Source organism: Pseudomonas sp. GB2N2 (genome assembly GCF_054897705.1).
Genome location: NZ_CM142701.1, coordinates 2114363 through 2127113, shown reverse-complemented (window position 1 = coordinate 2127113; position 12751 = coordinate 2114363). Strand labels below are relative to the sequence as shown.

13 protein-coding genes are annotated in these 12751 nt (G+C 57.2%); 10 read left to right on the top strand and 3 right to left on the bottom strand.

Going from position 1 to position 12751, the window contains the following annotated elements; all coding sequences use genetic code 11:
* Positions 1–114 precede the first annotated feature (114 nt).
* From ACYZT4_RS09635 to ACYZT4_RS09590, 10 genes are all read left to right on the top strand, one after another.
* Positions 115–732, top strand: coding sequence for an acyltransferase (locus tag ACYZT4_RS09635; RefSeq protein ID WP_461987261.1), 618 nt, complete (start codon positions 115–117; stop codon positions 730–732).
* Positions 725–1681, top strand: a complete 957-nt coding sequence (locus tag ACYZT4_RS09630; protein ID WP_461987259.1) for a glycosyltransferase family 2 protein — start codon at positions 725–727, stop codon at positions 1679–1681. The genes ACYZT4_RS09635 and ACYZT4_RS09630 overlap by 8 nt, the downstream gene beginning before the upstream one ends.
* A gap of 8 nt (positions 1682–1689) precedes the next feature.
* Positions 1690–2214: a serine O-acetyltransferase gene (locus ACYZT4_RS09625; protein WP_461987257.1), complete on the top strand. Its 525-nt coding sequence runs from the start codon at positions 1690–1692 to the stop codon at positions 2212–2214.
* 31 nt (positions 2215–2245) lie between these two features.
* Entirely contained in the window at positions 2246–3223 is a 978-nt protein-coding gene (locus ACYZT4_RS09620) for a glycosyltransferase family 2 protein (protein ID WP_461988633.1), read from the top strand.
* A 7-nt stretch (positions 3224–3230) separates the two neighbouring features.
* On the top strand, positions 3231–4235 hold the full coding sequence (locus ACYZT4_RS09615; protein WP_461987255.1) for a DUF535 family protein: 1005 nt from the start codon (positions 3231–3233) through the stop codon (positions 4233–4235).
* An 11-nt stretch (positions 4236–4246) separates the two neighbouring features.
* Positions 4247–5449, top strand: coding sequence for a glycosyltransferase family 4 protein (locus tag ACYZT4_RS09610; protein WP_461987253.1), 1203 nt, complete (start codon positions 4247–4249; stop codon positions 5447–5449).
* Positions 5446–6633, top strand: coding sequence for a glycosyltransferase family 2 protein (locus tag ACYZT4_RS09605; protein WP_461987251.1), 1188 nt, complete (start codon positions 5446–5448; stop codon positions 6631–6633). Before ACYZT4_RS09610 ends, ACYZT4_RS09605 begins: the two co-directional genes overlap by 4 nt.
* The gene (locus tag ACYZT4_RS09600; RefSeq protein ID WP_461988631.1) at positions 6633–7367 is read left to right on the top strand and encodes a WecB/TagA/CpsF family glycosyltransferase; all 735 of its coding nucleotides are present in this window, start codon (positions 6633–6635) and stop codon (positions 7365–7367) included. Before ACYZT4_RS09605 ends, ACYZT4_RS09600 begins: the two co-directional genes overlap by 1 nt.
* A gap of 280 nt (positions 7368–7647) precedes the next feature.
* Entirely contained in the window at positions 7648–8790 is a 1143-nt protein-coding gene (locus tag ACYZT4_RS09595; RefSeq protein WP_461987249.1) for a hypothetical protein, read from the top strand.
* A 45-nt stretch (positions 8791–8835) separates the two neighbouring features.
* Positions 8836–9972, top strand: a complete 1137-nt coding sequence (locus ACYZT4_RS09590; protein ID WP_461987247.1) for a glycosyltransferase 61 family protein — start codon at positions 8836–8838, stop codon at positions 9970–9972.
* 138 nt (positions 9973–10110) lie between these two features.
* On the opposite strand, the gene ACYZT4_RS09585 is transcribed toward ACYZT4_RS09590, so the two are convergent.
* From ACYZT4_RS09585 to ACYZT4_RS09575, 3 genes are all read right to left on the bottom strand, one after another.
* A complete protein-coding gene (locus tag ACYZT4_RS09585) occupies positions 10111–11535 on the bottom strand; it encodes an undecaprenyl-phosphate glucose phosphotransferase (protein WP_461987245.1) in 1425 nt (474 codons plus the stop codon).
* A gap of 266 nt (positions 11536–11801) precedes the next feature.
* Entirely contained in the window at positions 11802–12053 is a 252-nt protein-coding gene (gene grxC, locus ACYZT4_RS09580; RefSeq protein WP_461987243.1) for a glutaredoxin 3, read from the bottom strand.
* Between the two features lie 52 nt (positions 12054–12105).
* On the bottom strand, positions 12106–12624 hold the full coding sequence (locus ACYZT4_RS09575) for a carboxymuconolactone decarboxylase family protein (protein WP_461987242.1): 519 nt from the start codon (positions 12622–12624) through the stop codon (positions 12106–12108).
* Positions 12625–12751: the final 127 nt, after the last annotated feature.

Here is a 12751-nt window from a genome sequence, read left to right as displayed (position 1 = left end):
TATTGGTGTGTCGGATTTCAGGGAGGGGGGCTACGCTACGGACACGGGTATTCAAGAGTCGGGGCGGATCTGACCCCTATACGGATGTTTTTTTGAATTATTGAGGCTGACAGGATGATTGGTCTACTAAAGCGCGCTATTGCTCATTACGCCAAAACTACCGGCCGTGGGACCTCGCTCTATAAAAAAGTGTGTAAGCCGGACGGGTACGAGTGGGCTAAACATCTGGCGCGTTGGGGGGGGCTGCACTCCATCGGCAAAGGCGTATGGATCAACGTCGGCTGCAACATCACTGACCCTTCCATGCTTCGACTCGGCGACAACGTCGGCTTGTCTGATTGCACAATATTCGGCCACGATGGCATCGTCCATGTATTGAATGCCCGTAACGGAACAAGCCTCGATTCAGTTGGCCCCGTCGATATCCGTGCCAATTGCTTTATCGGTCATGGCTCTATCGTTATGCCGCGCGTCACCATCGGCCCGGATTCAATCGTGGCCGCCGGCGCGGTTGTACTCAGAGACGTTCCGCCTGGAGTGGTGGTCGGCGGTAATCCTGCCCGCGTCATCTGCACCATGGAAACGCTGGTCAAGAATATTGAAGAACGCTGCAATGCTTATCCGTGGATTGACCTTATCCGCAATCGTGAAGGCGTGTATGACCCGGAACTTGAACCGAAACTCCAGGCCATGAGAACGGAGTATTTTTTTGGCGAACAACCCAATGGTTAGTGCTCCACTTGATGTACTGGTCGTTAATTACAATACCGCGGGTCTGTTGCAGCCTATGTTCAACGCATTGCGTCAGCCGAGCAGTGCGCAGCCAGCGCGCTATCTGGTCGTGGACAATGCCTCCGCCGATAATTCCCTGGAGTGCCTGGCCACTGTTTGTCCGGAAGCGTTGTTGCTGGCCAATAAAGATAATGTCGGCTTCGGTCGAGCCAACAATCAACTGGTTGAGCATCTGCAAGGCAAGTACGCGTTGCTGCTCAACACCGATGCCTTCGTCGCTCCTGACACCTTGCAAAAGACCCTGGACTACATGGAAGCGCATCCTGATTGCGGCGTCCTCGGTGTCAGGCTCGTGGGGCGAGACGGCGATCTGCAACCGTCCTGTCGCTTTTTTCCGACGCCATTGAACGTCTTTCTCTCTCGTACCGGGCTTGAACGTTTTTTTCCAAGGGTGAAGAGGGTCGATGACATGGAGTGGGACCATGCCTCGGTCCGGGAATGCGACTGGGTGCCCGGCTGCTATTACCTGATCCGTCGTGAAGTCATCGACCAGGTGGGCTTGTTCGACCCGCGCTACTTCCTTTACTACGAGGAAGTTGACCACTGCAAACGGGTCAAGCATGCGGGTTGGAAAGTGGTTTTCTACCCACACACCACCGTGGTCCACATCGGCGGTGAAAGTGCCAAGTCCGTCGACGAACTCAACGCGGCCAGTCGGCAGATACCCCGGCTGCAAATCGAAAGCGAGCTGTTGTATTTCCGCAAGCATCACGGTGCCGCGGGTTTGGCCTGGCACATGTTCCTGGTGTGCCTGGGTGATCTGATTCTGGCGCTCAAGGCCTTGTTGAAAGGCCGCGGCCGCGTCGCCATTCGCGCGTGCTGGGAGCATGCCCGGGTAACCTGGGCGCTGTTGCGTGACACCCAATTCGCTAGTCAACCGACACGGTAGAGCCATTTATGTTTGAACACATACGCGCGGACTTGCGTGCCTATGAAGGTGATTGGGCTGCCCAGGGATTCTGGGTGATGCTGGTTTACCGCTTTGGGCGCTGGCGTTACGGAGTGCGCCCGGCATTGGTGAGGAAGTTGTTGTCGTTTATCTACAAATTCCTGTTCAAGCTGGTGCAGATCATCACGGGTATCGAATTACCGTGCGAAGTGGTGGTGGGGCGCAACTTTGTCATCGATCATTTCGGCGGAATCATCATCAGTGGATACGCGCAGTTCGGCGATGATTGCCGCATCCGAAATGGCGTCGTCGTGGGCCTGAAGAATGTGCAGGAGCCGATCGCTCCGGTGTTCGGCAACAATGTCGATATCGGCACCGGCGCCAAGGTGCTGGGCAATATCCGCATTGGCAACAATGTGGTGATCGGTGCCAATGCCGTGGTGTTGATCGATGTTCCGGACGACTGCGTGGCTGTCGGCGTGCCTGCGATCATCAAGAGAAGAAAGCCCGCAGAGGCAAAGGAAGGCTCATGAAATACTCCGGACACAACGCGAAGTGAGCGCCCTGGCGACCGGCATTGGAGTCGTTGTCATTGGGCGCAATGAAGGCCAGCGGCTTGAGCGTTGCCTGGCTTCATTGGCCGGTGCGGCGGACCAAGTGGTGTATGTCGATTCCGGGTCAACCGACGGCTCGGTGCAGATGGCACGTTCACTGTCGGTCGAAGTGGTCGAGCTGGACATGACCCTTGCGTTCACGGCGGCGCGCGCGCGCAACGAAGGGTTTGCCCGCGTGCAGGGCTTGTTACCGGGGGTGCGGTATGTGCAGTTCGTCGATGGCGACTGCGAGGTGGCCGCTGACTGGCTGACCCGGGCGCAGGCCTTTCTCGATGCGCAGCCCCAGGTAGCGGTGGTCTGCGGGCGGCGCCGTGAGCGCTTTCCCGAACATTCGATCTACAACTTAATGTGTGACATTGAATGGAACACGCCGGTCGGCGAGGCCAAGGCCTGTGGCGGCGATGCGTTGATGCGCGCAGATGCCTTCGTCGCCGTGTCCGGGTTTCGCGCGGACCTGATTGCCGGCGAAGAGCCCGAGTTGTGTGTGCGCCTGCGCGAGAAAGGCTGGAAGGTCTGGCGCCTGGGGGAGGAAATGACCCTGCACGATGCCGCCATGACCCGCTTCGGCCAGTGGTGGCGGCGCACGTTGCGCGGTGGCCATGCCTTCGCCGAGGGGGCTTTTTTGCATGGGAACACGGCAGAGCAGCATTGGCGTCGTGAGTCGCGCCGTGCCTGGTTCTGGGGCCTGGGTGTGCCGCTGGCAACGCTGGTCGCCTGTTTGCTGGTGGGGGCGGCAGGGCTCCTGTTACTGCTGGTGTATCCATTACAGGTGGCGCGTCTGGCCCGTCGGGGCACTAGATCGACGCGCGAGAACTGGTTGCTGGCGTTCTTTCTTGTGCTGGGCAAATTTCCCGAGATGCTCGGGCAAGCCAGGTTTCTTTTGAACAGATACGGCGCCGGCAAGACGGCGTTGATCGAATACAAGTGAGTCGTTCATGGATTATTGGCTGACCTTCAAAAGCGTGTGGAACTTGCATGCCGGGTATTCGTTGAGGGCGTTGAAAAACAAGCTCAAGCTCTTGGTTTTGGTATTGAAAAACCGGGTGGCGCTGAAATCGTTTTTGTCGCGCATGTCGAATGCGCTGGGTAAGAGCGGCTTCCAGAAGTTGGGCGACGATTGCCTCGGCGTAGTTCAATGGCCCTACATCAGTAAAAGCTGGGGCGCCGAGGAACGACTCGCTGCCATCGCCTCGCATTACGAAGTGGTTACGAAAAGTAGCCCGACACTTTTGTTGTCGGGCCGCAATGAACACTTGGTTCTGGCTGACGTGTCCGAATGGGCCGAAGGTTGCACTCTGGTGCTGGACCGCCCTGTGTGGTTCATGCGCGAAGGAGAGGTGGTGCTAAACCTGTTTCAGGGTGATCTGCGCATCGCATCGTTGGCGTTCACCTTATGCCGTACGGAAGGTGAGCTGTGCCTGTTCATCGGTGCGGTGCAGGGGATCCACAAAGGCATAGACAGCGACCGGTCGCTGACTATTTATCGGGACCTGACCAAAGCATTCGAAGGGCTTCGTCCGCGAAGCTTTCTGATTGAAGTGCTCAAATACATCGCGGTCAATATCGGTGTTGGAAAGCTATACGCGGTGGGGGATGAATATCGGCATCATCGCCATGCGTATTTTGGCGCGGAAAAAACCCAGGAACTCGCGGCCAACTATGACGTGATCTGGCTGGAACATGGGGCGACGCTCTCTCCCGCCCGCGAAGACTTTTTCGAGATCCCGCTGGCCCCGTCCGCCAAGCCGCTGGAGACCATCGCGGCGAAAAAACGCGCGATGTACCGCAGACGTTATGAGCTACTGAACAGTACGTTCAAGAAGATCGACAGCGTGTTGCCGGGCAGCTACATCGCGATCCCCGCCGTGCCCGTCGATGCGCCTGATCATCGTGCTGCTGTGGCAACGCCTGCAGCAGAAATCACCTCTAACGATCACTAAGTCCGGTCCCTATGCGCATTGCTTACTTCATCAATCAATACCCCAAGGTCAGCCATAGTTTCATTCGTCGCGAGATTCTGGCGCTGGAACGTCAGGGCTTCGAGGTGCAGCGCATTGCCTTGCGGGGCTGGGATGACGAGCTGGTGGATGCCGAGGACGTCGCCGAACGCGATAAAACCCGCTACGTGCTGCAGGGCGGCGTAACTGAGCTAGTGTCGCCGGTATTGCGAGTGCTGCGGGCGTCGCCGGGGCGCTTCTTTTCGACGCTGTGGCTGGCGCTGCGCATGGGCCGGCGGGCTGATCGCGCGTGGCCCTATCATTTGATCTATCTAGCCGAAGCTTGCCGTTTGCTGCCGTGGTTACAGGCATTCGGCGCCGAGCATGTGCATGCGCATTTCGGCACCAACTCCACCGAGGTCGTGATGCTGGCCAACGCACTCGGCGGGCCGGCGTACAGTTTCACCGTGCATGGCCCGGAAGAGTTCGACAAACCGCAATTCATTCACCTGAGTGAAAAAGCCCGGCGCGCGGCGTTCGTCGCGGCGATCAGTTCTTATGGGCGCAGTCAGTTGTTTCGCTGGGTGGATCATGCGCACTGGTCCAAGGTAAAAGTCGTGCATTGCGGGCTGGAGCGGGCGTTTCATGAGGTGCCGGCAGTGCCGGTGCCGTCCGCGCCGCGACTGGTGTGCGTGGGGCGCTTGTGTGAACAGAAGGGCCAGCTGTTTTTGCTGGAGGCGGCTCGCCTGCTGGCCGCGAAAGGCGTGGCATTCGAGATCGTGCTGGCCGGCGATGGTGAAATGCGCGGGCAAATCGAAGCCCTGATCGCCCAGCATGGCTTGCAGGCTCAGGTTCGAATTACCGGCTGGATCAGCAGCGAGCAAGTGCGCGCAGAAATCCTGGCCGCGCGTGCCCTGGTGTTGCCGAGCTTTGCCGAAGGCTTGCCGGTGGTCATCATGGAAGCCATGGCGTTGCGCCGTCCGGTCCTGACGACGTATGTGGCGGGCATTCCCGAGTTGGTGCACCAGGGTGAGAACGGCTGGCTGTTTCCTGCGGGTGCCGTGGATGAATTGGCGGCGGCGCTGCAAGACTGTCTCGCGCAACCGGTCGAGGTGTTGCAGCGGATGGGCGAGGCGGCGCATCAGCGCGTATTGGAGCGGCACGATATCGATACCGAAGCAGCCAAATTGGCTGATCTATTCAAGGTGCGAGCATGATCACATTACTGGGGTGGCTGTTCAGCGCACTGCTGATACTCATCGTACTGCCGGTGTTGGTGCTGTTTGTTCAAGTGCTGTTGGCCTGCCTGCCTGCGCGTTCGCTGGCGTCCCCGCAAGGATCGCGGCCACGGGTGGCGGTGCTGGTGCCGGCGCACAACGAATCCTCGGTCATCGTCGCCACGATCAACAGCATTCGCCAGCAGTTGGAGGCGGTTGATCGCCTGTTGGTGGTGGCGGACAACTGTTCTGACGACACCGCCGTGCTGGCCCGCACCGCGGGTGCCGAAGTGGTAGAGCGCAGCAATGAGCAACAGCGGGGTAAGGGATATGCGCTGGAATTCGGTGCGCGCCACTTGGCGAGCGATGCGCCGGACGTGATGATCGTGATCGATGCTGATTGCCAGTTGGGCGAGGGCACGCTGGCGCATTTGGCCATCCGCTGCATCGAATCCGGGCGGCCAACCCAGGCCCTTTATTTGATGCACGCCCCCGAAGGTTCAGGACTGAAAGTCAAGCTGGCGGAATTTGCCTGGTGCGTGAAAAACCGCGTGCGCCCGCGCGGCTGGGCGCAGCTGGGTTTGCCCTGTCCGTTGATGGGATCGGGTATGGCGTTTGTCTGGAAGGACCTGGTACTGATCGAGTTAGCCAGTGGCCATATCGTTGAAGACTTGAAGATGGGCCTGGATTTCTGCCTCAGCGGCAAGCCACCGCTGTTTTGTCCCGAGGCACTGGTGACCAGCTATTTTCCGCGCAGCGATGAAGGCTTGGCCAGCCAGCGAACCCGCTGGGAACACGGCCATCTGGGGGTGATCCTCAAGGACGCGCCGAAGTTGTTCGCGACCTCGCTGAGCCGGCGTAACGGCAACCTGCTGGCCATGACCCTGGACTTGTGGGTGCCACCATTGGCCTTGTTGACCCTGGTGCTGGCGGCGGGTTTCGTTCTGGCATGGCTGGTGTTGCTGCTCGGCGCAACGTCGGCGCCCGCCGTCATCGCCACGGCCGGGATGGCATTGTTGGGCGCGACCATCTTGCTCGCCTGGAGTCAGTTTGGTCGCGGGATTATCGCGTTCTCCGCCCTGATGTATGCGCCGTTCTACGCACTGAAAAAAATCCCGCTGTACATCGGCTTTCTGCTCAAGCGACAGGTCGAGTGGGTACGATCAAAGCGGGATGATCAATGATGAGCGCTTTGGGCTGGCAGCGCAGTTGGCAAACGATTGTTCAGAAGCTCAGTGTCGTGAACGATCCTGCTGCTGAACAGGCAATGATTGAGACATTGTCCAGGTCCGAGCGGCCGACTGTCCTGGGCTTCGTCAACGCCCACGCCATGAATCTGGTGTCGCACAACACCGATTATTACCATTCGCTGGCGGCCGCTGACGTGCTGCTGCGCGATGGTTCCGGCATGGCCATTCTTTTTCGCCGACTCGAACGGGAGCCGGGTCTGAACATGAATGGCACCGATCTGATCCCCAAATTGCTGGCTGCATTCAACGGGCAGCGCGTGGCGTTCTGGGGCACTGAAGAACCCTGGCTGGTCAACGCGGTCCGGCACAGCGAAGCGAGTTTTGCGGTCAATGTCGTGTCGGCTCACCATGGTTTTGCACCGATGGAAACCTACCTCGATCTGGCCCGGGAATTTCGGCCGGAACTGGTGGTGCTGGGCATGGGCATGCCCAAGCAAGAAACCGTCGCGGCGCAGTTGGCGGCCAGCGGCGTGCCGTGCCTTATTGTGTGCGGAGGGGCCATCCTCGACTTCCTTGGCGGCAAGGTCACTCGCGCTCCGCAATGGGTGCGTCGTCTCGGTTGCGAGTGGGTGTTCCGGCTGCTGAGCGAGCCTAAGCGTTTGTTTACGCGTTACGTGGTCGGCAATCCGATGTTCCTGTTGCGCACGATACTCTGCAAAAAATCTTGACGTTGCAGGTAATCTCAAAAGGCCACTGAAATATCTTGCAAAACTCTCGTCCAGCATCTTTACTCAGCCTAGGTCATCGACTTGACGGCTGTCGTAAAGACTTTTCTCTTGATGAAGATTAATGGCGACTAAATGACGTCAGAAAGTCTGGATTCCCGGGAGGGAGTTGCGAGTTTTTCGCAAGAAAAAATGTGTTGGGTCGTCGAACGTTCATGTCCGGTATTTAGTTTATTAATTATCAAATTCAGATGAACTTTACTTGGCGTGTGTTAATAAACAAATGAAAGAGAAAATAGCAGCTCTATTGCGCAAGCTACTATCGCCATCCCTGCGATTCGAGCTCAGGAAAGCGCTCGCCTGGCTGCGGGATATCGCTGCACGGGCGTGTTTTTGGCGCTGGGAGATCGTCAGATTCAAACTGCGCGAAGACAGCGCATTCGACATTATTTACGTCGGCCGGAAAACCCAGCGGGAATTTGCCAAGGTTTTGCTGGGCGCTCCCTCCCAAGGGGCAGATACCCGGTTGAAACTGGAAAAGTCAGAACGGACGGTGCTGGTCAGCGAAATGCCGACACCGGGAGCGTTGTACGTGCCTCAATACCTGAGTGCGGTGGTGCCGCTCAGCCGATCGATCGACGAGATCACGGCGAGATACAACACCGAATTACGACGAAACCTGCGCAAGAACCGGACGCGTTACCGGATGCTGCAAGCGTTGAATGATGACGAGATTGAAAGTGCAGACCGCGAAATGCTTCAGCCGTACGCCAGCGCCAGGCACGGTTCGGCGGCCTCCCAGATTGAAACGAATGAAGTGCAACGGGTAGCAAAAAGTGCCGGGCGTCTTGATCTGGTGTTGCTGGAAGATGAGGTCGTTGCCTGCCATCTGGGTTGCGTGGTGACCCGTGCAGGCAAGCGTTACTGGAGTACCGTGCGGTTCGGCTACCCGGATACCGTGTTTTCAGATCACAAGAAGTTACGAGAAATCAACTCGATTACCACCTTCATGGCCCTGGAGTGGGCGATCGAGAATGGATTCGATTACTACGACATCGGCACCTGCCTCGCCCGCCCCGATGACGGACTTCTCGAATGGAAGAGAAGGCGCGGTGGTGATGTTGATACGCTGGGTAATCATGGCTATTTGTTTGTCCAACTGCCGAAAGTGGGTGTAGCGCAGTTTCTGTGGGAAACACCCCTGTTTGCTGTTGAAGGCAAACATTTGACGCTGCATCTTGGTATACCGGACGGGCAGAGTGATGAAGAAGTTGCCAACCGCTATCGCGAAATGGGTTTCGGTGGGCTGTTTAAAATAGTTCTGCATTGCGCACGAACACCAGGAGAAGCGCTCCTCAGCACTTTGCATAGCCGATACAGTCACTTAAAGGTACCCCCTGTTTTGGAAGTTGTTGTAAGCACTTGAACAAGTTGCAGATTCAAAAGAGCAAGTTGGTATAACCGCACTTTAATGGGGGTGCACATGTCGGAATTTAACGCATTGGCCGGTGGCAGCCCATTGAAGTGGAGTTTTGCTGCGTATAAACACCTGTTCAACACTCGGGTAACACGCAAGCCGTCCATCCCCCTCGAGAGTCTGGCGATCAAAACCTGGGAGATTGCGCCAGGCACGAGCGCCATTGCGCCGCCGGCTTTTTACCTGCCCAACCAGCTTGAACGTGTAACCGGATGGGAAGAAACGCTGTTTTTTCCTTTCGAGCATCCCCGTCGCACGATGCAAGGCACCGGGCCCGTTGAACATGGTCCGACTCGGGGTTATCTGCTGAAAGATGTCTGGATGATCGACGGCGCTCTTTACAAGGGCAATGCCAAATCATGGCTGACGCCCGGTGCAGGTCGGTTACCGGGGATACGCGTCGCACATGAAATAGACCGTGGGGCGTTGTATTGCACGGTGGGCGGTAACAAATGGTTTGGCTCGTGGTTAATGGATGATTGCCTGACCTATCGATTGGCCTGTGACGAAGGCGTTCCGGTGACCACGGCCCCCTTCGCCGACAATGCCTCCGTCACCCGCAATGGCATCCTGCACGCCCCCGGTTATGAGAACTGGCTGGACATGCGACCGGTGCGCGTACGTAACGCGTTTTTTCGTGAGCTGGTGATCTTTGACGACCTCAGCCAAAACCAGCATAAACACCTGCGTTTCCGGGCGATGGGTGAAAAATTGCTCTCGCACGTCAATGCCAGCGCTCATCCCGGTGTATTCATTCTGCGGGGCGGCACGGGTTCATTGCGCAAGTTACGCAATGAAATGGAAGTCGCAGAACGCCTGCGTGACCGCCGGGGTTTTCGCATTCTCGATCCGGCAAAATCCGACGTCCCGACCATCGTCGCCGCCTGCGCCGGGGCGAAAACCGTGGTGGGCATCGAGGGCAGTCACCTTATCCATGGGGTGAACGTACTCCCGCCGGGCGGTTCGCTGCTGGTGTTGCAGCCGCCGACGCGCTTCCTGTGCTTTTTCAAATACCTGACGGATCGTGATCGGCAGAACTTCGGTTTCGTGGTCGGTATACCCGAGGGTGATGGATTCAGAATCGATCCTGATGAGGTCGAGCGCACGCTGGATCTGTTCCCGTCGCAATAAACAGAAAACTGTAGGAGCGAGCTTGCTCGCGAAAACGCCTGGGCAACGCAACCTTCCAGACAGCACGCGTTGACGTCCATCGCGAGCAGGCTCGCTCCTACAGGGGAACGCGCACGACAAAAAACCAGGTCGGCCCCTCTAAAAAGCATTCTTCCCGGAGAACGCAAAAACCGTCCGCACAAGAATCACAAAGTCGAGCCACAGCGACCAGTTGTTAATGTACTCAATGTCCGAATCCACCCGCCGAATCATTTGATCAATCTCTCGCGTTTCACCCCGCAAACCCCGCACCTGAGCCAGACCCGTAATACCCGGTTTAATGTTGTGGCGCGCAAAATATCCAGAGACATCGGGCGAATACTGCACATCATGCTGAATCGCGTGCGGCCGAGGCCCCACGAGCGACATTTCTCCCATCAACACATTAAACAACTGCGGAAGCTCATCCAGGCTGGTCCGCCGGATAAAAGCGCCCACCCGAGTCACCCGCGGATCATTCTTCTGCGCCTGCTTGACCACACCGTCCGCCGGTTGATCGGTCACCATGCTGCGGAATTTCCAGATCCGGAAGGATTCTCCACTCCAGCCCATGCGCTCTTGGCGAAAGAACACCGGCCCAGGGCTATCGAGTTTGATCGCAAGCGCGACCATCGCCAGCACTGGCGCCGCAAACAGCACGATGAGGAAGGCCAGCACCTTGTCTTCAAGGTTCTTCAGAAACAGGCGCATCCCCATCAGCGGCGTTTCCGACAAAGTCAGCACGGGAATGCCGGCAATTTCGCGAACACTGTGGTTGATCAGGCGCAGCGAAAAAATATCAGGCACCCAGTTAACCGAAATGTGTTTGTCAAACAACCTTAAATAAACGTCCTGAATGACCTCTGACCCCCCCAGAGGCGTCACAAAATAAACGGTCCGGATGGCATGTTTGACGACCAGTTCATCAAGGTGGGAAATATCGCCCAGGATTGCCAGACGATGCTTGCCGTCCGGACTGTCTTTTCCGCGAACATCGTCAGCACCAATTAACACACAGCCGACGATGCGTTCGCCCAGCCAGGGGTTATTGCTGATTTTCTTGTAAAGATAGCTGGCCAGTTCGCCCGAACCAATGATCAGCGCATTTTCCAGCTGCGTCGGATGGGCCAGAAACTTCTTCTGCATTTCCCGCGTCGCCAGGTGCAACAGCAATTGGGCGAAGTAACCGAGCACAAACAATTCACCCATCAATAGCCGTGAATACACCTCGCTTTGTTTGGTCAGAAACGCCATCGCCACCAGAAAACCGAAAGTGGCGGTCCATGCTTTCAGAAGCTTGAAGGCCTTGACGGTAAACCCGACGTTACTGCGGTAAATCGCATAATGGTCGTAGACAACGGCCAATGCCCCGAGGAGTAACAGCAGCATGATGACGTAGTCTTGCGAGATGAAACCGATGTGATAGTTGATCAGAAACCAGGCGACGCCGGTAACCGCAACACAATCCAGACCGGCCTGGACGACAACACTGCTACTGCTTCTTCGCTGGAGAACGGAACGGGTACTGTTAGGCTCAAAAATCATGCTTGGACCTCATTTGCTTTCCTTCGCGCTCGATAATGACGAAATACAGGTCAATCAGCCCTCCCGCGAGAGCCCAGCCGTCACAACAAGCCACTCATACTTGCCATACGTCATCCATCACCAAAATCTCGGGATCAGGGTAGATGGAAACGCATGCTGTCACTTTAGCAGCACTGGCTAATCATTCACTGTATTGCTGCCGTTTCATACAACATCCTTGTCAAAAAATGAAGCCCGTCACGCGGTGCGACGAGTTAAAACAACACTCAGGACAGCATTGGCAGCAAGCCACCTCGACGGTCCAGTTTAGCCAGGTCGTCGAACCCTCCGACATGCGTGTCACCGATAAAGATCTGCGGCACGCTGCGACGACCGCTGCGGCTGAGCATCTCCTGAAATTTCCCCGGTTCGCCCTGAACGCTTATTTCATGGGCAGCAATGCCACGGCTGGCGAGCAGCGCCTTGGCGTTACGGCAATAAGGACAGGTCTGGGTGGTGTAGATCGTCACTGTGTTCATCAGCGGTACTCCTGATTCAAAGTCCGATTCAAAGTCCGATTCAAAGTCCGGTTCAAGCATCGATCGCAGGGAAATCGATCTCGGTCAGGGCCACGTTGTTGAGGTAGTTGGTCAGTGTTTGCGAGGCCACGTGGGCGATCACTTCAACGATTTTGGCGTCGTCGATACCTGCTGCCCGCGCCGCTTCGATCTGCTCATTGCTCAGGTGGCCGCGGCTTTCGGTGATTTGCCGGGCGAGGGTGGCGAAGGCATTCAGTTCGCCTCGACGGGCGTCGAGGATGTCTTGCGCCGACAATCCGGCCTTGCCGGCGAACAGCGTGTGCGCTGCCAGGCAGTAGTCACAGCCGTTGACCTGGGACGTAGCGAGGAAGATCGCTTCTTTTTCAGTGGCGCTCAGCGAGGTTTTGCCGAGGGTCGCCGATTGTTGCAGGTAGGACGTCAGCACTGCAGGTGCGTGGGTCAGCGTTTTGAATACGTTCGGCAGGAAACCGATTTTTTTCTGCACGCCTTCCAGCAGTGGGCGGGTGGCGTCGCTGGCTTGTTCAAGGCTCAGGGTATTGATGCGGCTCATGGTGATTCTCCGTAAAGGACGGCGCGGTATGCGCTGGGTACGAGGTCCATGCTAATGACGAGGGCTGGTCTATTGGCTGCAAATCGTCGAGGATATGCGACAGATCGTCCAGATTTGCTCTCGGGAG